The following is a 19,295-nucleotide window of genomic DNA, read 5'->3' as shown; positions in this document are numbered from 1 at the left end:
GGGCGCGCCCCGCCACCGGCAGGGCGCGCCCGCAGGTTGCCGGTGTCAGAGCACGTCGCCGGCGTGGTCGGCCAGGCGCGAGCGTTCGCCGCGCGCCAGCGTGATATGGCCGCTGTGGCTCCAGCCCTTGAAGCGGTCGACCACGTAGGTCAGGCCCGACGAACCCTCGGTCAGGTACGGCGTGTCGATCTGCGCGATATTGCCCAGGCAGATGATCTTGGTACCCGGGCCCGCGCGCGTCACCAGCGTCTTCATCTGCTTGGGCGTCAGGTTCTGTGCCTCGTCGATGATGACGAACTTGTTGACGAAGGTGCGCCCGCGCATGAAGTTCATGCTCTTGACCTTGATGCGCGACCGGATCAGCTCCTGCGTGGCGGCGCGTCCCCAGTCGCCGGCGCTGTCGTCGCTCTTCTGCAGCACCTCGAGGTTGTCGTCGAACGCGCCCATCCAGGGCTGCATCTTCTCTTCCTCGGTGCCGGGCAGGAAGCCGATGTCTTCGCCCACCGGCACCGTCGCGCGCGTGACGATGATCTCGTTGTACTGCTTCTGGTCCAGCACCTGTTCCAGCCCGGCTGCCAGCGCCAGCAGGGTCTTGCCGGTGCCGGCCTGGCCGAGCAGCGTGACGAAGTCGATGTCCGGGTTCATCAGCAGGTTGAGCGCGAAGTTCTGCTCGCGGTTGCGGGCGGTCACGCTCCACACATTGTTCTTGTGGTGCGTGTAGTCCTTGAGGGTCTGCAGCAGCGCGGTCTTGCCGTTGATCTCCTTGACCTGCGCGTACAGCGGCAGGCTGCCGTCGACCGGTTCCAGGTAGACGAACTGGTTGACCAGGAACGACGGCACCAGCGGCCCGGTGAGCCGGTAGAACATGGCGCCTGACTTCGGGTCCTGCCAGCTTTCCACGCCCTTGCCGTGCCTGGTCCAGAAGTCGCCGGGCAGCTGCAGCACGCCGGCATAGAGCAGGTCCTTGTCTTCCAGGACCTGGTCGTTGAAGTAGTCTTCGGCCGGCAGGCCCAGTGCGCGCGCCTTGATGCGCATGTTGATGTCTTTCGACACCAGCACGACCTGGCGCTCGGGGTACTGCTGCTGCAGCGCGCTGACCACGCCCAGGATCTGGTTGTCGGCCTTGCCCTGCGGCAGGCCTTCAGGCAGCTTGATGTCGTTCAGGCGCGTCTGGAAGAACAGCTTGCCCTGCGCGTCGCGGTTGCCCAGCTTGGCCAGCGGCAGGCCTTCGTCGAGCACGCCGTCGGTGCCGCCCACCAGCGAATCGAGCGTGCGGCTGACCATGCGCGCGTTGCGCGCGACTTCGCTCATGCCCTTCTTGTGGTTGTCCAGCTCTTCGAGCGTCATCATCGGCAGATAGATGTCGTGTTCCTCGAAGCGGAACAGCGAGGCCGGGTCGTGCATCAGCACGTTGGTGTCGAGCACGAACAGCTTGCTCGGGCCTTCGGACTTGCGGGCGCGGCGCGTGGGGCCGGTGGACGGCTTGACCAGGCTGACCGGTGCGGCATTGACGGCAGGCGTCGATACGGCCGGGGTCTCGGTGCTGCGGGCACGGGTGCCACCGGCGGCGCGGGCCTGGACCTCAGGCACCTCGGTGTCGCCGGTTTCCAGCAATGCCACGCGCTCGAGCGCCGGCACAGGTTTCTTGCCCTGTGTGGCGGCTTTGGCCTTGGGCACCGCGGAGACCGGAGCAAACTCGCTCGGATCCAGCAATTGGGCAGGCTTGGCGGGCATGGTAGGCAGCGGCATGCTTGGCTTTCCTTTCAGGGGGACAAGAAGGGGGCGAGGGTGTCCGTGCCGCGACGCCGCGATACGTCGGAGACGGCGTGGCGGCCGATGGCCGGGGCATGCATGCGCGAGGCTCCCGGCGCGGACAGGCATGAGGACAGACGCGGTTGCAAACAAAAAAGCCGCCATGCCTGCATAACAGGATTGGCGGCTCTTTTGCGGACTGCCGACACGGCAGGTCCGCTACCGGCCTGTGGCGCGAACCGCCTGGGCCGGGGAGTCGAAACAGCGTGGCATCCGGAATCTGAACTCATTACGGGCCAATGTATCCGAAGGTTTTGGGTTTGGCAATTGGGTTTGCCAACGGCGTGTTGCGACACAGCACGGCCGGGCTGGCGTCCGTGTCGTGGCAAGGCCGATACCGACGCGATACCTCAGAGCCCGCGCACGATTTCCAGGACTTCGTCAACATGGTTCGGCACCTTGATGCCGCGCAGCTCGTGGCGCAGGATGCCCTTGCCGTCGATGATGAAGGTGCTGCGCTCGATGCCCCGGTGCTCCTTGCCATAGAGCTTTTTCAGCTTGATGACATCGAACAGCGTGCACACGGCTTCGTCGGCGTCGGAGATCAGCTCGAAGGGCAGCTCAAGCTTGGCCTTGAAGTTCTCGTGCGAGCGGATGCTGTCGCGCGAGATGCCGAACACCTGCACGCCGGCCTTTTGGAAGTCCTCATACTGGTCGCGGAAGTTCATGGCCTCCGTGGTGCAACCCGGCGTGTTGTCCTTCGGGTAGAAGTACAGCACCACCGTCTTGCCGCGGTAGTCGGCAAGGCGGAAGGTGGCGTCGCCGGTCATCGGCGCGCTGAAGTCGGGTACGGCCTTGTTCAGACTGACGGTCATGCTTGTGGCTCCTGGGGGAGGGGCAGGGGATCGGGAGAATCGGGTGAGGGGGCTGCCACCTTGGCGGGGCAGATTGGGGCGCCCTGCCGGACTTCAAGCGTGGCGCCGGCTCAACTTTTGCAAAGATCAGGCGGCTTCCGCTTCGAGCAGCAGCACCGCCGCCACCTTGCGGCCTTCCGCCATCAGGATGTTGTAGGTGCGGCAGGCGGCCTGCAGGTCCATGGCGTCCACCCCGACATGGCGGCGCGACAGCGACGCGGTCAGGCGCGGGTGCGGGAAGCGCAGCCGCGAGCCGGTGCCGAGCAGCACCACTTCGGGGCCGAGTTCCACCAGCTGCTCGAAATGCGCAGGCTCCAGGTCTTCGAAGCGGCTGACCGGCCAGGGCCGGACCTCGCCCTCGGGCATGACCAGGACCGAGTTGGTGTGACGGACGAGGTTGATCTCGATGTAGCCCGGCCCGTAGGCCGTGACGGTATTGAGCGATTGGGGCTGGTCGGCGTGGAGTTTCACTTGGAGGCCTCTGCGGCGGCCGCCACGGGCTGGCGGGCCGGCCCGTGGGGCGGATGGCCGGCACCCCGGGCGGGTACGGTGTGGGCGACAGGATGGACGACAGTGCGCAGGCGCCTGGCGTGTGCGCGGCAAGCGCACGCTGCAATGCAAGAATCCCTGCCGAAGTCTGTCATAATCCGATAAATTATAGCTTTTGCCTCCCTGTCTGCCACGTTCGCGTTGCATTGCAGCGGACGTCGCCCCGGCGCGGGGCTTCCGCACGGGGCTTCGGCATTAATTCAGATTCGCCCAGATTCCCTGTCCGGTGCCGCCGACGCGGCACGCTACGCTTGCCCGACATCGCCGTGAAACCCATCCAGAAATCCAACAAACTCAATAACGTTTGCTACGACATCCGCGGACCGGTGCTGGAAAAGGCCAAGCAGATGGAGGAAGAAGGGCACAAGATCATCAAGCTGAATATCGGCAACCTGGCCGTGTTCGGCTTTGACGCGCCGGAAGAGATTCAGCAGGACATGATGCGAAACCTGCCGAATTCGGCAGGTTATTCTGATTCCAAGGGCATTTTCGCCGCACGCAAGGCGATCATGCACTATACCCAGCAAAAAAATATCGAAGGCGTTGGCCTGGACGATATATATGTGGGCAACGGTGCCTCCGAACTGATCGTGATGGCCGTCAACGCGCTGCTCAATGCCGGCGACGAAGTGCTGGTGCCGGCGCCGGACTACCCGCTGTGGACCGCCGCGGTGAGCCTCTCGGGCGGCACGCCGGTGCACTATATCTGCGACGAGTCCAACGACTGGATGCCCGATCCGGCCGATATCCGCGCCCGTATCACGCCGCATACCAAGGCCATCGTCATCATCAACCCGAACAACCCCACCGGGGCGCTGTATTCGGACGAGCTGCTGCTCGAGATCGTCGCCATCGCGCGCGAGCACGGCCTGATCATCTATGCCGACGAGATCTACGACAAGGTCCTGTACGACGGCCACACCCACACCTCGATCGCCTCGCTCTCGACCGATGTGCTGACCGTGACCTTCAACGGCCTGTCGAAGAACTACCGCTCATGCGGCTACCGCGCCGGCTGGATGGTGGTGTCGGGCGACAAGCGCCCGGCCATCGACTATATCGAAGGCCTGAACATGCTGTCGTCGATGCGCCTGTGCGCCAACGTTCCGGGCCAGTGGGCGATCCAGACCGCGCTGGGCGGCTACCAGAGCATCAACGACCTGGTCAATGAAGGCGGACGCCTGCGCCGCCAGCGCGACCTGGCCTACGAGCTGATCACCGCGATCCCGGGTGTTACCTGCGTCAAGCCCAAGGCGGCACTGTACCTGTTCCCCAAGCTCGACCTGTCGATGTACCCGGTGCAGGACGACCAGGAGTTCATCTACGAACTGCTGCAGGAGTCCAAGGTGCTGCTGGTGCAGGGCTCGGGCTTCAACTGGGCCAAGCCCGATCATTTCCGCATCGTGTTCCTGCCGCACGAGGAAGACCTGCGCGAGGCCATCGGCCGCATCGCGCGCTTCCTCGAGGCGTACCGAAAACGCCACGGCAAGGCAGCGGCCTGATTTCGCGGGCCGCGCCGCAATTCATCCTTAGCAACTCAGAAGATTGTCCATGAACCCCATCAAAGTTGGCCTGCTCGGCATCGGTACCGTCGGTAGCGGCACGTTCAACGTGCTCAAGCGCAATCAGGAAGAAATTCGCCGCCGCGCCGGCCGCGGCATCGAGATTGCCATCGTGGCCGATCTCAACACCGAACGCGCGCGCGAACTGACCAACGGGGAAGTGGAGATCGTCAGCGATGCCAACGAGGTGGTCAACCGCCCCGACATCGACATCGTCATCGAACTGATCGGCGGCTACGGCATCGCGCGCGAGCTGGTGCTCAAGGCGATCGAGAACGGCAAGCACGTGGTCACCGCCAACAAGGCGCTGCTGGCCGTGCACGGCAACGAGATCTTCGAGGCCGCGCGCCGCAAGGGCGTGATCGTGGCATTCGAGGCTGCCGTCGCCGGCGGCATCCCCATCATCAAGGCGCTGCGCGAAGGCCTGACCGCCAACCGCATCCAGTGGATCGCCGGCATCATCAACGGCACCACCAACTTCATCCTGTCCGAGATGCGCGACAAGGGCCTCGATTTCGACGTGGTGCTGAAGGAAGCCCAGCAGCTCGGCTACGCCGAAGCCGACCCGACCTTCGACATCGAAGGCGTCGATGCCGCGCACAAGGTCACGCTGATGAGCGCGATCGCCTTCGGCATGCCGGTGCAGTTCGACAAGGCCCACGTGGAAGGCATCACCAAGCTGTCAGCCATCGACATCAAGTACGCCGAGGAACTGGGCTACCGCATCAAGCTGCTGGGCATCACCCGCCGCCGCGACGACGGTGTCGAGCTGCGCGTGCATCCGACGCTGGTGCCGGCCTCGCGCCTGATCGCCAACGTCGAAGGCGCGATGAACGCGGTGCTGGTGCAGGGCGACGCCGTGGGCGCGACGCTCTACTACGGCAAGGGTGCCGGCGCCGAGCCGACCGCCTCGGCCGTGATCGCTGACCTGGTCGACGTGACCCGCCTGCACACCGCCGATCCCAACCACCGCGTGCCGCACCTGGCGTTCCAGCCGGACGAGCTGTCGAGCGTGCCGGTGCTGCCGATCGAAGAGATCAACAGCTCGTACTACCTGCGCATGCGCGTGGCCGACGAGACCGGCGTGCTGGCCGAGATCACCCGCATCCTGGCCGAGGGCGGCATCTCGATCGACGCCATGCTGCAGAAGGAATCGCGCGAGGGCGAGCCGCAGACCGACATCATCATCCTCACGCACATCACGCGCGAGAAGCACGTCAACGCGGCGATCGCCAAGATCGAGGCGCTGCCCACCGTGCTGTCCGCCGTGACGCGCCTGCGCATGGAAGAACTGAACTAAGGGCCGGACCTGCTGATTCACATGAAATACCAGTCGACCCGCGGCCATGAGATGCCGCAATCGTTTTCCGAGATCCTGCTGGGCGGCCTGGCGCCGGACGGCGGGCTGTACCTGCCTACGCAGTACCCGCAAGTCACCGCCGACGAACTGGAGGCCTGGCGCAAGCTGTCGTATGCCGACCTGGCCTACGAGATCCTGCGCAAGTTCTGCGACGATATTCCTGCCGAGGACCTGCGCGCGCTGACGCGCAAGACCTATACGCCCGAGGTGTACTGCAACGCGCGCGAGGGCGACAACACCGCCGACATCACGCCGCTGCGCACGCTCGGCGAGGAAGGTGGCACCAGGCTGCAACTGCTGGGCCTGTCCAACGGCCCGACGCTGGCCTTCAAGGACATGGCGATGCAGCTGCTCGGCAACCTGTTCGAGTACGCGCTGGGCCGCGCCGGGCAGGAGCTGAACATCCTGGGCGCGACTTCCGGCGATACCGGCAGCGCGGCAGAATACGCCATGCGCGGCAAGCGCGGCATCCGCGTGTTCATGCTGAGCCCGCACCGCAAGATGAGCGCGTTCCAGACCGCGCAGATGTTCAGCCTGCAGGACGCCAACATCTTCAACCTTGCCGTCGAAGGCGTGTTCGACGATTGCCAGGACATCGTCAAGGCGGTCTCCAACGACCTCGACTACAAGGCGCGCCAGAAGATCGGCACGGTCAACTCGATCAACTGGGCACGCGTGGTGGCCCAGGTGGTGTACTACTTCAAGGGCTGGCTGCTGGCCACCAGCGGCCCCGGCCAGAAGGTGTCGTTCTGCGTGCCGTCGGGCAACTTCGGCAACGTCTGCGCCGGCCATATCGCGCGCATGATGGGCCTGCCGATCGACAAGCTGGTAGTGGCCACCAACGAGAACGACGTGCTCGACGAGTTCTTCCGCACCGGTGCCTACCGCGTGCGCAAGTCGGCCGAGACGTACCACACCTCGAGCCCGAGCATGGATATTTCCAAGGCCTCGAACTTCGAGCGCTTCGTGTTCGACCTGCTCGGCCAGGACGCCGGCAAGCTGGTGGCGCTGTTCCGCGACGTGGAAGAGAAGGGCGGCTTCGACCTGTCGGGCACGCCGGAATTCGACCGCATCCGCGAGTTCGGCTTTGTCTCGGGCCGCAGCACGCACGACGACCGCGTAGCGACCATCCGCGACCTGTCTTCGCGCTACGACATCACCATCGATACCCACACCGCCGATGGCGTCAAGGTGGCGCGCGAGCATCTCAGCGCCGGCGTGCCGATGGTGGTGCTGGAAACCGCGCTGCCGGCCAAGTTTGCCGACACTATCCGCGAAGCGCTCGGCCACGAGCCGGAGCGCCCCGCAAAGTTCGAGGGCATCGAGAGCCTGCCGCAGCGCTTTGAAGTGATGCCGGCCGACGCCGCACAGGTCAAGGCCTATATCGCCGGCCACACCGGCCTGTAAGCGCGCGGGCGCGTGCAGCCCGCTGCGGCGCTGCCGCATGCCGGGCCCGCGCCAACTCGCTACAATCAGGCTGCGGGCCCGATCTTCGGCCCCCGGATTGCCTGCCCCAACCAAGTGGTGCCGGCAATGCGCGGGCCGTTTTTCGTGGGCCAACACTTTCCCACATCGCACCATGACCCAAGCCGCAGCACCTTCCCGCCCCCCGATGCTGACCATGGCCCAGGCGCTCGACGCGCTGCTCGGCGCCGCCCGTCCGCTGGCGCAGCTTGAATCCATCGACACGCTCCACGCCAACGGCCGCGTGCTGGCCGCGCCCGTGACCAGCACGCTGCGCGTGCCGCCGGCAGACAATACCTCGATGGACGGCTACGCCATGCGCGCGGGCGATGTGCCCGCTGCCGGCACGCGGCTGCGCGTGTCGCAACGGATTCCCGCCGGCCATGTCGGCACCGCGCTGGAACCCGGCACCGCCGCGCGCATCTTCACCGGCGGGCTGATCCCGCCGGGCGCCGACGCCGTGGTGATGCAGGAGCAATGCACCGCCGAGGGCGAGGACGTGATCGTCAACCACGTGCCGCAATCCGGTGAATGGGTGCGGCGCGCGGGCGAGGATATCGAGGCCGGCAGCGTGATCCTGCCGGCCGGCACGCGGCTGACGCCGCAGGCGCTGGGGCTGGCCGCATCGGTCGGCCAGGCGAAGCTGGACGTGGTGCGGCGCGTGCGCGTCGCCGTGTTCTTCACCGGCGATGAACTGGCGATGCCGGGCGAGCCACTCAAGCCGGGCGCCATCTACAACTCCAACCGCTTCACCCTGCGCGGCCTGCTGGAAAACCTGGGCTGCGAGGTCAGCGACTTCGGCATCGTTCCCGACACGCTGGCCGCTACGCGCGAGACGCTGCGCCGCGCGGCGCAGGGACACGACCTGATCATCACCTCGGGCGGCGTTTCGGTCGGCGAGGAAGACCATATCAAGCCCGCGGTCGAGGCCGAGGGGCGGCTCGACATGTGGCAGATCGCGATCAAGCCGGGCAAGCCGCTGGCGTTCGGGCAGGTCAACAACGATGCCGGGCCGGCGTTCTTCCTGGGTTTGCCGGGCAACCCGGTGTCCAGCTTCGTGACCTTCCTGCTGTTCGTGCGCCCGTTCATCCTGCGCCTGCAGGGCGTGGCCGGCGTGACGCCGCGGCGCCTGCCGCTGCGCGCGGACTTCGAACTGAACAAGGGCGACCGCCGCAATGAGTTCCTGCGCGCGCGCATCAATGCCGAGGGCGGCCTGGACCTGTTCCCCAACCAGAGCTCGGGCGTGCTGACCTCCACCGTCTGGGGCGACGGCCTGATCGACAATCCGCCCAACCAGCCGATCGCGCGCGGCGATACCGTGCAGTTCATTCCGTTTGACGGCCTGCTCGCATAGCCGGCCAGCGTTACCAGGACACAGAAGCTGTGATGACCATCGAACTCCGATTCTTTGCCAGCGTGCGCGAGCAGCTGGGCGTGGCTGAAGAGCGCGCCGAGGTGCCGGCCGACGTGCGCACCGTGGGCGAACTGCGCCAGTGGCTGCGCCAGCGCGGCGGCGCCTGGGCCGAGACCCTGGCTGAAGGCCGCGCGCTGCGCATGGCCGTCGACCATGCGGTGGCGCGCCCCGATACGGCGATTGCCGACGGCTGTGAAGTCGCCTTTTTCCCACCAGTGACCGGAGGCTGAGATGAGCATCAGGGTGCAGCGTGAGGATTTCGATCTCGGCGCGGAAGTCGCTGCGCTGCGTGCCGGCAATCCGGCGGTCGGCGCGGTGGCCAGCTTTATCGGCACGGTGCGCGATGTCAGCGACGGCAGCGCGGTCAGCGCGATGGAGCTTGAGCACTATCCGGGCATGACCGAGAAGGCGCTGGCGCAGATCGAGGCGGCTGCGTGCGCGCGCTGGGCGCTGCTGGGCGTGACCATCATCCACCGCGTCGGGCCGATGCAGCCGCTGGACCAGATCGTGATGGTCGCGGTGGCGTCGGCGCATCGCGGCAATGCCTTTGCCGCGTGCGAGTTCATCATGGACTACCTCAAGTCCGAAGCGCCGTTCTGGAAGAAGGAAGACACCCCGGAAGGGGCGCGCTGGGTCGACGCCCGCGTGACCGACGAAGCCGCCCTCCAGCGCTGGGGGATCGCATCGTTCAATGCCAGCGGCGACGATGCTGGCGCACCACCGGAGAAGCAGGGCGGGAGCCAGCCCTGATGGGGCCGCTCGGCTTTGTCGCCGTGGGCGTAGGCGCCGCGGCGGGTGCGTGGCTGCGCTGGGGCTTTGCGGTGCTGTGGAACGCGATCAATCCCGCGCTGCCCTATGGCACGCTGGCGGCCAACCTGCTGGGCGGCTACCTGGTCGGCCTGGCGGTCGGGTTCTTCGATACGCACGCGGGCCTGCCGCCGGAATGGCGCCTGCTGGCCATCACCGGCTTCCTTGGCGGGCTGACCACGTTCTCGACCTTCTCCAGCGAGGTGGTGGCGAACCTGATTGCCGGCGACTATGGCTGGGCGGGGCTGCACCTGCTGCTGCACCTGGGCGGCTCACTGCTGCTGACCGCGTTCGGCCTCTGGACTTACCGCCTGCTGGCCTGACGCGGCCCGGGCGATCAGGCCCAGCAGCGCGGCATTGAATGCCTGCGGCTGCTCCATGTGCGGGCTGTGGCCGGCGCCGGCCACCACGCTGAATCCCGCTCCGGGCCGCAGTGCCAGCGTGGCGGTGCCCACCGCGGGCGCATAGAGCCGGCTGGCTTCCCCGTACAAGTGGAACAGCGGCAGCCCGGCACCGCGCAATGTCTCCCGGAAATCCTGGCGCGCCATGTCTTCCCATAAAGCGGCAAGCGCCCACGCATCGCACTGGCCCGCCATGTGCGCGATGCGCTGCATCGCGGCGCCTTCCGGGCGCCTTCCCGCCGACCACATTCCCAGCGCGACCGACGGCGCCAGCCGGGGCCAGTCGGCCCGGATACGGGCCGCCATCTGCGCGGCGTGTGCAATCTCATAGTGGCCGTGCAGGCCATGCGGCCAGGCCGCATCGGTCACCAGCCTCGGTGTCATGTCGATGCTGCCGACCGCTGCCAGCGGAAGACCCGGATGGTCGCGCAGCAGCGCCCATGCCACCATCGCCCCCATCGACCAGCCAGCCACCACCACGTCTGTCAGCCCGAGGTGTGCAACCAGTCCGGCGACGTCGCGTGCCAGCGCCGTGATCGTGGTGCCGTCGCGCTCGCGCGACAGGCCGTGGCCGGCATGGTCGGGCGCGATCACGCGGAATCCCGCCAGTGCGAGCGCCCGCTGGCCGTCGAAGGCCTCGCCGGTGACGGACCAGCCGTGCAGCAACAGCAGCGGCCGTCCCTGGCCGGTTTCGCGCCAGCCTGGCAAGGCGCCGCGTGCCGGGTGGCTGGCGAACGGCGGCGAAGCGGGGCCGGCAGGTGCCGAATCGGGAGCGTCCAACGACGGTTCTCTCCTGGCAGGAGGGTAAAGGGCAGCGGCCTGGATGCCACCGGGTGAGGGTGCCTCTCTATTGACATCCACGGTGGGCAATTTATACGATGAAACATGAATCAGCTATCAGGTTTTGCCTGAGTGGCGATTCCCGGCGCAGGCAGGCGCGGAGGAGGCACCTGCCTGCGCCGGCATGACATGAAGCGGCTGGCATTCCAATGACAAGGCGCGCAGCGCCACCGGAGACAAGATGTCCCAGACCGACACGGGCGCACCGCCCGAAACCGGCGCAACCCGCGAACCCGGCCATGCCGGCGGCATCTGCCCGCCCAAGACCGCGCGCGGGCAGAAGACGCGCGAGGCGCTGCTGCGCGCGGCCGAGAAGGTGTTCGGTGAGAAAGGCTATTACGCCGCGTCGATCTCCGAGATCACGCAGGAAGCCAAGGTCGCGATGGGCACTTTCTACCTGTATTTCAAGGACAAGGAGGACATCTTCCGCGCGCTGGTCGCGCACATGCTGGAACTGGTGCGCGCCCACCTGCGCAAGCACGTTGCCGCCGCGGCCACCCAGATGGAAGCCGAGCGCCTGGGCCTGAAGGCATTTCTCTCTTTCGTTTCGCGCCACAAGAACCTGTACCGGATCGTGCTGGATTCGTACTCGGTGGACGAGACCATCTACAGCAGCTATTTCCAGGTGTTTGCCGAGCTCTACAGCCGGCGCCTGACGCGCGCCGAGGAGCAGGGCGAGATCGTGCCCGGCGATGCCGAGGTGCGCGCCTGGTGCCTGATCGGCATCAGCAACTTCCTGGGCATGCGCTATGCGCGCTGGAAGCGCCCGCCTTCGATGGAGAAGGTGGTCGACACCGCCTTCGACCTGATCTCGCACGGCCTGCAGCCGCGATGAACGCTGACGCAGAACCCCTGGTGCAGTGGGAGCGCGCCGTCGATGGCGTGGCGCTGCTGCGCCTGAACCGGCCGCAGCGGCACAACAACCTGGTGCCCGAGTTGCTGGAAGCGCTGCTCGCCGCGCTGGACGAGATTGAAGCCGACCCGGCGATCCATGCCGTGGTGCTGACGCATGCCGGGAAAAATTTCTCCACCGGCGGCGATGTCGCGGCATTCGCTGCGCAGGGCGACGCGATAGCCAGCTACGCCGACCGGCTGCTGGCACTGCTGAACCGTTCGATCCTGCGCCTGGCAGCGCTGCGCTGCCCGGTGGTGGCGGCCGTGGAGGGCTGGCTGACGGGCGGCTCGCTGGGTTTGGTGCTGGCGTGCGACATGGCGGTGCTGGCGCGGGATGCGCGCATCGCGCCGTACTACACGGTGGTTGGCTTCAGCCCGGACGGCGGCTGGACCGCGATGCTGCCGCAGCTGGTCGGCACGCCGCGGGCGCGCGCGTGGCAGCTGAACAATACGATCGTCGCCGCGCCGGAGGCAGAGGCACTTGGCCTGGCCACCGCGCTGGCCGCACCGGGTTCGGCCGAGGCCGATGCCGCGACGCTGGCGCGCGGCGTCATGCGCAAGGTGCCGGGCAGCGTGGCCCGCACGCGCGCGCTGTTGCGCTGGGACGCCGACACCCTGGCGGCCGGCCTTGAGCGGGAGCGCGCGGCCTTTGTCGCACAGATCGCCAGTGCCGAGACCGCCGACGGCATGCGGCGCTTCCTGGCAGGGCGCGCGCGCGAATAGTCTGTAGAGCTTTCCCAGGCAGTTGCAGCAGGTTTCATCCAGACAAACACAAACGAGACCGAACACAGGAGACAGCAATGCAACGCAACCCACTCGCCGTACGTGCCCTGGTCATGGCCGCCGGCCTGCTTGCCGCCGGCACCGCGCTGGCCAAGGACATCCGCATCGCGCACGTCTATGACAAGACCGGCGCGCTCGAAGCCTACGCCAAGCAGACCCAGACCGGCCTGATGATGGGCCTGGAGTACGCCACCAACGGCACCATGACCGTCAACGGCAACAAGCTGGTGGTGATCGAGAAAGACACCCAGGGCAAGCCGGACGTGGCCAAGGCCCAGCTGGCCGCCGCCTACAGCGACGACCGCGCCGATATCGCGGTCGGCCCCACCTCTTCCGGCACCGCGCTGGCGATGCTGCCGGTGGCAGAGGAATACAAGAAGGTGCTGCTGGTCGAACCCGCGGTGGCCGACTCGATCACCGGCGACAAGTGGAACCGCTATATCTTCCGCACCGGCCGCAATTCGTCGCAGGACGCAATCTCCAACGCCGTGGCGCTGGACAAGCCGGGCGTGCAGATCGCCACGCTGGCGCAGGACTACGCTTTTGGCCGCGACGGCGTCAAGGCCTTCAAGGGCGCGCTGAAGAACGCCAGGATCGTGCACGAGGAATACCTGCCGACCAGTACCACGGACTTCACCGCAGGCGCGCAGCGGCTGTTTGATTCGCTCAAGGACAAGCCAGGCCGCAAGGTGATCTTCATTATCTGGGCCGGTGCCGGCAACCCGTTCAAGATCGCGGATCTGGATCCCAGGCGCTACGGCATCGAGATTGCCACCGGCGGCAACATCCTGCCGGCGATGGCCAGCTACAAGAACTTCCCGGGCATGGAAGGGGCCACGTACTACTACTTCGGCATCCCCAAGAACAAGGCCAATGAGTGGCTGGTGTCCAACCACTACAGCAAGTTCAAGGCGCCGCCCGACTTCTTCACGGCCGGCGGCATGACCGCGGGCATCGCGCTGGTCGAGGCGCTGAAGAAGACCAGCGGCGAGACCGGCACCGAGAAGCTGATCACGGCGATGGAAGGCATGTCATTCGACACCCCCAAGGGCAAGATGACCTTCCGCAAGGAAGACCACCAGGCCATGCAGTCGATGTACCACTTCAAGATCAAGGTGGATCCGGCCTTCGCCTGGGGCGTGCCTGAGCTCGTGCGCGAGATCAAGCCCGAAGAGATGGCCGTGCCCGTGCGCAACCACCGCTGATGAACGCGCCAGCCTCCTTCGCCCGGTCCGTGCCGGCGCCGTCGCAGCCGGCCGCCGGGCACGCCGGCGCGACTGCCGTCGGGGCGCAGCCGCTGCTGGAGACGCGCGGCCTGACCATCCGCTTTGGCGGCCACGTGGCCGTCAATGCGGTGTCGTGCGCGTTCCGGCCCGGCGAGCTGACCTGCATCGTCGGCCCAAACGGCGCCGGCAAGACCACGTATTTCAACCTGGTCTCGGGCCAGTTGCCGCCCACGGCCGGGCAGATCCTGCTGGATGGCGAGGACGTGACGCGCCTGCCGGTGTCGCAGAAGACGCGCCGCGGCATCGGCCGCGCCTTCCAGCTGACCAGCCTGTTCCCGCAGCTGTCGGTGCTGGAGAACGTGCGCCTGGCGGTGCAGGCGCGCCAGCAGCGCGGCCTCGACCTGTTCTCGATGTGGACCAGCCACCGCGACGTGCAGGCGCAGGCCATGGCGATCCTGGAGCGCGTGGCGCTGGCCGGCAAGCGCCAGCTGACGGTGGCCTCGCTGCCGCACGGCGACCAGCGCAAGCTGGAGGTCGGCATCCTGCTGGCGCTGCAGCCGCGCGTGTTCATGTTCGACGAGCCCACCGCGGGCATGAGCGTTGATGAAGTGCCGGTGATCCTTGACCTGATCCGCGAGATCCGCCAGGACCGCAGCAAGACCGTGCTGCTGGTCGAACACAAGATGGACGTGGTGCGCTCGCTGGCCGACCGCATCATCGTGCTGCACAACGGCACCCTGGTAGCCGACGGCGACCCGGCCGAGGTGATCGCCTCGCCGGTGGTGCAGCAGGCTTACCTGGGCATGCCGGAAGAGGAGGGCAGCCATGGCTGACGCACAAGCAACCGGGCCGATCCTGCGGCTGCAGGGCGTGCAGACCCATATCGGCCCGTACCACATCCTGCACGGCGTGAGCTTCGAGGTGCCGCGTGGCGGCGTGACCATGCTGCTGGGGCGCAACGGTGCCGGCAAGACCACCACGCTGCGCACCATCATGGGCCTGTGGCAGGCCAGCGCGGGCACGGTGACCTTTGACGGCACCGACATCACGCGCCACAGCACGCCCGCGATCGCGCAGGCCGGCATTGCCTACGTGCCGGAGAACATGAGCGTGTTCTCCGACCTGACCGTGGCCGAGAACATACGCCTGGCAGCGCGCACCGGCGCCATCGACGAGCGCCGGCTGGACTGGGTGTTCCGCATGTTCCCGGCGCTTAAGACCTTCTGGCAGCAGCGCGCCGGCGTGCTGTCGGGCGGGCAGAAGCAGATGCTGTCGGTGGCGCGCGCCATCATCGAGCCGCGCCAGCTGCTGATCGTCGACGAGCCCACCAAGGGCCTGGCGCCGGCCATCATCCAGAACATGGTCCATGTGTTCCGCGAGCTCAAGCAGACCGAGGTGTCGATCCTGCTGGTGGAGCAGAACTTCCATATGGCGAAGTCGGTGGGGGATACGGTGGCGGTGATGGACGATGGGCGGACGGTGCACACGGGAACGATGGCGGCGCTGGCTGAAGACGAGTCTCTGCAGCAGAAGCTGCTGGGGCTGTCGCTGGCTGCGCACCAGTAAGGCGGGACAATACACATGACCACTTCAACGACTTTGCCGGCCGCCGCACCGTCGGACCTGCCCAAGGTGCGCCTCGACTGGACCCCGCTGGCGCTGGCGCCGCTGCTGATGCTGCTGGCCTATCCGCTGGTCGGCAGCCCGTCGACCTGGCTCACGCTGACCATTGCCGGCCTGGCGATGGGCATGATCATCTTCGTCGTCTCCTCCGGCCTGACGCTGGTGTTCGGCCTGATGGACGTGCTCAACTTCGGCCACGGCGCCTTTATCGCGCTGGGCGCCTACGTGGCGGCGTCGGTGCTGCTGCCGATGGCGGGCTGGGTCGAGGCCGACAGCCTGGCGCAGAACCTGGCCGTGTTTGCGCTGGCAATCGCGGCGGCCATGGTGGCCGCGGGCGCGGTCGGGCTGTTCTTCGAGCGCGTGGTGGTGCGCCCGGTCTACGGCCAGCACCTGAAGCAGATCCTGATCACGATGGGCGGCATGATCGTGGCCGAGCAGCTGATCAAGGCAATCTGGGGCCCCGAGACCATCGCGCTGCAGGTGCCCACCACTTTCCGCGGCGCGGTGCTGCTCGGCGATGCCGCCATCGAGAAATACCGGCTGATCGCGATGGCGCTGGGGCTGGTGATCTTTATCGCCATGCTGTTGCTGCTGAATCGCACCCGCATCGGCCTGCTGATCCGCGCCGGCGTGGAGAACCGCGAGATGGTCGAAGCGCTTGGCTACCGCGTGCGGCGCCTGTTTATCGGCGTGTTCGTCGCGGGTGCGGCGCTGGCGGGGCTGGGCGGGGTGCTGTGGGGGCTGTACCAGCAGAACATCACCGCGGCGATCGGTGCGCAGGTGAATGTGCTGATCTTTATCGTCATCATCATCGGCGGGCTGGGATCGACCACGGGCTGCTTTGTCGGTGCGCTGCTGGTGGGGCTGATGGCCAACTACACCGGTTTCCTGTTCCCAAAGGTGGCTCTGTTCTCCAACATCCTGCTGATGATGCTGGTGCTGCTGTGGCGCCCGCAGGGGCTGTTTCCGGTGGCGCGGCGCTGAGGGTAACGACCATGATCCGACTTCTCTCCGGCGACCTGCCGCGCAGCCGCGTGCTGACCGTGATCCTGCTGGTGATCCTGGCGGCCCTGGCGTGCGCGCCCTTCGCCTTCCCCGGCGCGCGCGCGCTCAACATGGCGGCCAAGATCTGCATCTTCGTGGTGCTGGTGGCCAGCTATGACCTGCTGCTGGGCTATACCGGCATCGTTTCCTTTGCCCACACCATGTTCTTCGGCATCGGTGGCTATGGCGTGGCCATCGCCATGTCGCGCATGGAGCCGGGCTGGGGCGCGCTGCTGGCCGGCACCGTGGGTGCGCTCGCGGTGTCAGCGCTGCTGGCGTTCCTGATCGGGCTGTTCTCGCTGCGGGTGCGCGCGATCTTCTTTGCCATGATCACGCTGGCGGTGGCGACCGCCTTTGCCACGCTGGTGTCGCAGCTGTCCGAATGGACCGGAGGCGAGGACGGGCTGACCTTCAAGGTGCCGGAGGTGCTGCGTCCCGGCTTCACGCTGGGCGAGGCCGAATGGCTGGGCGTGCCGCTGAGCGGCAAGCTGCTCAGCTACTACCTGGTGTTTGCCGGCGCGGTGGTGCTGTTCCTGGTGCTGCTGCGCATTGTCAACTCGCCCTTTGGCCGGGTGCTGCAGGCGATCCGCGAGAACGACTTCCGCGCCGAGGCGATCGGCTACCGCACCGTGGTGTACCGCACCGTGTCGACGGTGCTGTCGGCGATGTTCGCCACGCTGGCGGGCGTGCTGATGGCGATCTGGCTGCGCTACAACGGGCCCGATACCTCGCTGTCGTTCGAGATCATGGTCGACATCCTGCTGATCGTGGTGATCGGCGGCATGGGCACGCTCTATGGCGCGGTGATCGGCACGGTGCTGTTCCTGGTGGCGCAAACCTACCTGCAGGACGTGATGAAACTGGCCAGCGAAGCCACCGCCGCGCTGCCGCTGCTGTCGTCGCTGCTGCATCCGGACCGCTGGCTGCTGTGGCTGGGCTTGCTGTTTATCCTGAGCGTCTATTATTTCCCGCAGGGCGTAGTGGGGCGGCTGCGCGGCACCGGGCCCGTGCAGGACGTGGCAAGCTGAGCGGAGGCTAGCGCATGTACGTCATCGACTGGCTGCACAAGAATGCGCAGCATTTCCCCGACAAGGTCGCGCTGGTGGACGTGGAGAGCGGCCGCCAGGTGACCTATCGTAAATTCGACGAACGCGCCAGCCGCTTCGCGGAATACCTGCGCGACCACCTGCAACTGGCGCCGGGCACGCGCGTGGCGGTGCTGGCGCACAACAGCTCGGATTATTTCGAGATGCTGTATGGCTGTGCCAAGGCCGGCATGGTGATGGTGTGCCTGAACTGGCGCCTGCCGGCGGCGGAGCTGCTGCCGATCCTGCAGGACTGCACGCCCGAGGTGCTGGTGGCCGGCGACGGCTTCCTCGCAGTGGCCGCGGATCTCGCGCGCGCCATGCCGCTGCGTGCGGTGCTGCACCTGGCCGACGACGAGGCCGCTGACGTTCCCGGCGGCTGGACCGAGTACGAGGCAGTGCTCGATGCCGCTTCCGGCCGCATCATCGAGATGCCGTGCCGCGATGAGTCCGAAGTCTGGCACCTGCTCTACACCTCCGGCACCACCGGCAAGCCCAAGGGCGTGATCCAGACCTACGGCATGGTTTTCTTCAACGCCGTCAACGCGATGCTGGCAAACAAGATCACGCGCGACGATGTGTTCCTCAATGTGCTGCCGTTCTTCCACACCGGCGGCCTGAACCTGTATGCCAACCCGGTGCTGCACGCGGGCGGCACGGTGCACATCATGCGGCAGTTCGAGCCGCAGGTGGTGCTGGGCAAGCTCGACCGCGCCGGCGGCGAGGGCATTACCATGTTCTTCGCGGTGCCGGCGGTCTACCTGTTCCTGAGCCAGCACCCGCGCTTCGCGCACGCGGACTTCGCCGGCGTGCGCAATATGTCAGCGGGGGGCTCGCCGGTGCCCAGGCCGTTGCTGGAGGCCTACCTGGCCAAGGGCGTGACCATCTGCTTCGGCTTCGGCATGACCGAGACCGGCCCCACGGTCTTTGTCTGCGACGAAGACACCGCGCGCCGCAAGATCGGCACCATCGGCAAGCCGGTGGGGTCGATGCTGACGCGCATCGTCGATGCGGCTGGATTGGACGTGGGCCCGGGCGAGCGTGGCGAACTGCTGATCAAGGGCCCCGGCGTGACGCCAGGCTACTGGAATCTGCCCGAGGCCACTGCGGCCGCGATCCGCGGCGGCTGGCTGCATTCCGGCGATATCGCCTATCGTGACGAGGACGGCGACTACTACATCGTCGACCGGGCCAAGGACATGTTTATCTCGGGCGGCGAGAACGTCTATCCGGCCGAAGTCGAGAACGTGCTGTTCCAGCTGCCGGGCGTGGCCGAGGCCGCAGTAATCGGCACGCCGGATGCGCGCTGGGGCGAGGTCGGCATGGCGCTGGTGGTGCTGCGCCCGGGCGCCGTCCTGGAGGCCGATGCCGTGATCGCCCACTGCAAGGCGCAGCTGGCCGGCTACAAGGTGCCGCGCCATGTGCGCTTTCTCGACGCGCTGCCGCGCACGCCGTCCGGCAAGGTGGAAAAACACAAGCTGCGCGCACAGTTCTCTGGCTGAGGCGCATGGCCGCGCCAGCGGTTGCCGTGTTTCCGATTTCCGCAGTTCGCAGTCTCCGCAGTCCTCGATCTGAAG

General features: G+C 66.9%; 19 protein-coding genes. 15 read left to right on the top strand and 4 right to left on the bottom strand.

What is annotated here, in order from left to right; all coding sequences use genetic code 11:
- Nucleotides 1-45: 45 nt before the first annotated feature.
- The 3 genes from C265_RS10785 to C265_RS10775 all read right to left on the bottom strand — a co-directional run bounded on the left by C265_RS10785 (nt 46) and on the right by C265_RS10775 (nt 3,137).
- Nucleotides 46-1,749, bottom strand: coding sequence for a PhoH family protein (locus C265_RS10785; RefSeq protein ID WP_010810471.1), 1,704 nt, complete (start codon nt 1,747-1,749; stop codon nt 46-48).
- A 413-nt stretch (nt 1,750-2,162) separates the two neighbouring features.
- Nucleotides 2,163-2,627 (bottom strand): peroxiredoxin, encoded by a 465-nt coding sequence (locus C265_RS10780; RefSeq protein ID WP_010810472.1) that lies wholly within the window; start codon nt 2,625-2,627, stop codon nt 2,163-2,165.
- A 126-nt stretch (nt 2,628-2,753) separates the two neighbouring features.
- Nucleotides 2,754-3,137 (bottom strand): Mth938-like domain-containing protein, encoded by a 384-nt coding sequence (locus tag C265_RS10775; RefSeq protein WP_010810473.1) that lies wholly within the window; start codon nt 3,135-3,137, stop codon nt 2,754-2,756.
- 344 nt (nt 3,138-3,481) lie between these two features.
- Here C265_RS10775 and C265_RS10770 point away from each other — a divergent pair, with 344 nt between their 5' ends.
- From C265_RS10770 to crcB, 7 genes are all read left to right on the top strand, one after another.
- Entirely contained in the window at nt 3,482-4,717 is a 1,236-nt protein-coding gene (locus C265_RS10770; protein WP_010810474.1) for a pyridoxal phosphate-dependent aminotransferase, read from the top strand.
- 49 nt (nt 4,718-4,766) lie between these two features.
- Nucleotides 4,767-6,077: a homoserine dehydrogenase gene (locus C265_RS10765; protein ID WP_010810475.1), complete on the top strand. Its 1,311-nt coding sequence runs from the start codon at nt 4,767-4,769 to the stop codon at nt 6,075-6,077.
- 21 nt (nt 6,078-6,098) lie between these two features.
- Entirely contained in the window at nt 6,099-7,544 is a 1,446-nt protein-coding gene (thrC, locus tag C265_RS10760; protein ID WP_010810476.1) for a threonine synthase, read from the top strand.
- Nucleotides 7,545-7,716: 172 nt separating this feature from the next.
- The gene (gene glp, locus C265_RS10755) at nt 7,717-8,955 is read left to right on the top strand and encodes a gephyrin-like molybdotransferase Glp (protein ID WP_037024094.1); all 1,239 of its coding nucleotides are present in this window, start codon (nt 7,717-7,719) and stop codon (nt 8,953-8,955) included.
- Nucleotides 8,956-8,987: 32 nt separating this feature from the next.
- Nucleotides 8,988-9,245 carry a molybdopterin converting factor subunit 1 gene (moaD, locus tag C265_RS10750; RefSeq protein WP_010810478.1) on the top strand — a complete coding sequence of 86 codons (258 nt, stop codon included), beginning with the start codon at nt 8,988-8,990 and terminating at the stop codon, nt 9,243-9,245.
- 1 nt (nt 9,246) lies between these two features.
- Complete coding sequence (gene moaE, locus C265_RS10745) at nt 9,247-9,765, top strand: molybdopterin synthase catalytic subunit MoaE (RefSeq protein WP_010810479.1); 519 nt, start codon at nt 9,247-9,249, stop codon at nt 9,763-9,765.
- Nucleotides 9,765-10,145 carry a fluoride efflux transporter CrcB gene (gene crcB, locus C265_RS10740; RefSeq protein ID WP_010810480.1) on the top strand — a complete coding sequence of 127 codons (381 nt, stop codon included), beginning with the start codon at nt 9,765-9,767 and terminating at the stop codon, nt 10,143-10,145. The genes moaE and crcB overlap by 1 nt, the downstream gene beginning before the upstream one ends.
- Here the strand turns inward: crcB and C265_RS10735 are convergent.
- On the bottom strand, nt 10,095-11,003 hold the full coding sequence (locus C265_RS10735; protein ID WP_010810481.1) for an alpha/beta fold hydrolase: 909 nt from the start codon (nt 11,001-11,003) through the stop codon (nt 10,095-10,097). The genes crcB and C265_RS10735 overlap by 51 nt on opposite strands.
- Nucleotides 11,004-11,244: 241 nt before the next feature.
- On the opposite strand from C265_RS10735, the gene C265_RS10730 reads away from it, so the two are divergent.
- From C265_RS10730 to C265_RS10695, 8 genes are all read left to right on the top strand, one after another.
- Nucleotides 11,245-11,898, top strand: a complete 654-nt coding sequence (locus C265_RS10730) for a TetR/AcrR family transcriptional regulator (RefSeq protein ID WP_010810482.1) — start codon at nt 11,245-11,247, stop codon at nt 11,896-11,898.
- On the top strand, nt 11,895-12,680 hold the full coding sequence (locus C265_RS10725) for an enoyl-CoA hydratase/isomerase family protein (protein WP_010810483.1): 786 nt from the start codon (nt 11,895-11,897) through the stop codon (nt 12,678-12,680). The genes C265_RS10730 and C265_RS10725 overlap by 4 nt, the downstream gene beginning before the upstream one ends.
- A 77-nt stretch (nt 12,681-12,757) precedes the next feature.
- Nucleotides 12,758-13,945 (top strand): substrate-binding domain-containing protein, encoded by a 1,188-nt coding sequence (locus C265_RS10720; protein WP_010810484.1) that lies wholly within the window; start codon nt 12,758-12,760, stop codon nt 13,943-13,945.
- Nucleotides 13,946-14,037: 92 nt separating this feature from the next.
- Nucleotides 14,038-14,799, top strand: coding sequence for an ABC transporter ATP-binding protein (locus tag C265_RS10715; protein WP_037024138.1), 762 nt, complete (start codon nt 14,038-14,040; stop codon nt 14,797-14,799).
- Nucleotides 14,792-15,532: an ABC transporter ATP-binding protein gene (locus C265_RS10710; RefSeq protein WP_010810486.1), complete on the top strand. Its 741-nt coding sequence runs from the start codon at nt 14,792-14,794 to the stop codon at nt 15,530-15,532. Before C265_RS10715 ends, C265_RS10710 begins: the two co-directional genes overlap by 8 nt.
- A gap of 15 nt (nt 15,533-15,547) precedes the next feature.
- Nucleotides 15,548-16,573, top strand: a complete 1,026-nt coding sequence (locus tag C265_RS10705) for a branched-chain amino acid ABC transporter permease (protein ID WP_010810487.1) — start codon at nt 15,548-15,550, stop codon at nt 16,571-16,573.
- Nucleotides 16,574-16,584: 11 nt separating this feature from the next.
- Complete coding sequence (locus C265_RS10700; RefSeq protein ID WP_010810488.1) at nt 16,585-17,661, top strand: branched-chain amino acid ABC transporter permease; 1,077 nt, start codon at nt 16,585-16,587, stop codon at nt 17,659-17,661.
- A 14-nt stretch (nt 17,662-17,675) separates the two neighbouring features.
- On the top strand, nt 17,676-19,220 hold the full coding sequence (locus tag C265_RS10695) for a long-chain fatty acid--CoA ligase (protein ID WP_010810489.1): 1,545 nt from the start codon (nt 17,676-17,678) through the stop codon (nt 19,218-19,220).
- The last annotated feature ends 75 nt before the right edge of the window (nt 19,221-19,295 follow it).

This window comes from Cupriavidus sp. GA3-3 (assembly GCF_000389805.1).
Taxonomy (GTDB): domain Bacteria; phylum Pseudomonadota; class Gammaproteobacteria; order Burkholderiales; family Burkholderiaceae; genus Cupriavidus; species Cupriavidus necator_D.
The sequence above is the reverse complement of the archived record's forward strand: the minus strand, read 5'-3'. Positions and strand labels throughout refer to the sequence as shown.

Excerpts from the sequence above, each read along its gene's own strand:
- glp (WP_037024094.1), top strand. The coding sequence starts at position 7,717 with ATGACCCAAGCCGCAGCACCTTCCCGCCCCCCGATGCTGACCATGGCC.
- crcB (WP_010810480.1), top strand. The coding sequence starts at position 9,765 with ATGGGGCCGCTCGGCTTTGTCGCCGTGGGCGTAGGCGCCGCGGCGGGT.
- thrC (WP_010810476.1), top strand. The coding sequence starts at position 6,099 with ATGAAATACCAGTCGACCCGCGGCCATGAGATGCCGCAATCGTTTTCC.
- C265_RS10730 (WP_010810482.1), top strand. The coding sequence starts at position 11,245 with ATGTCCCAGACCGACACGGGCGCACCGCCCGAAACCGGCGCAACCCGC.
- C265_RS10765 (WP_010810475.1), top strand. The coding sequence starts at position 4,767 with ATGAACCCCATCAAAGTTGGCCTGCTCGGCATCGGTACCGTCGGTAGC.
- C265_RS10720 (WP_010810484.1), top strand. The coding sequence starts at position 12,758 with ATGCAACGCAACCCACTCGCCGTACGTGCCCTGGTCATGGCCGCCGGC.
- C265_RS10780 (WP_010810472.1), bottom strand. The coding sequence starts at position 2,627 with ATGACCGTCAGTCTGAACAAGGCCGTACCCGACTTCAGCGCGCCGATG.
- moaE (WP_010810479.1), top strand. The coding sequence starts at position 9,247 with ATGAGCATCAGGGTGCAGCGTGAGGATTTCGATCTCGGCGCGGAAGTC.
- C265_RS10725 (WP_010810483.1), top strand. The coding sequence starts at position 11,895 with ATGAACGCTGACGCAGAACCCCTGGTGCAGTGGGAGCGCGCCGTCGAT.
- C265_RS10785 (WP_010810471.1), bottom strand. The coding sequence starts at position 1,749 with ATGCCGCTGCCTACCATGCCCGCCAAGCCTGCCCAATTGCTGGATCCG.
- C265_RS10705 (WP_010810487.1), top strand. The coding sequence starts at position 15,548 with ATGACCACTTCAACGACTTTGCCGGCCGCCGCACCGTCGGACCTGCCC.
- C265_RS10695 (WP_010810489.1), top strand. The coding sequence starts at position 17,676 with ATGTACGTCATCGACTGGCTGCACAAGAATGCGCAGCATTTCCCCGAC.
- moaD (WP_010810478.1), top strand. The coding sequence starts at position 8,988 with ATGACCATCGAACTCCGATTCTTTGCCAGCGTGCGCGAGCAGCTGGGC.
- C265_RS10700 (WP_010810488.1), top strand. The coding sequence starts at position 16,585 with ATGATCCGACTTCTCTCCGGCGACCTGCCGCGCAGCCGCGTGCTGACC.
- C265_RS10710 (WP_010810486.1), top strand. The coding sequence starts at position 14,792 with ATGGCTGACGCACAAGCAACCGGGCCGATCCTGCGGCTGCAGGGCGTG.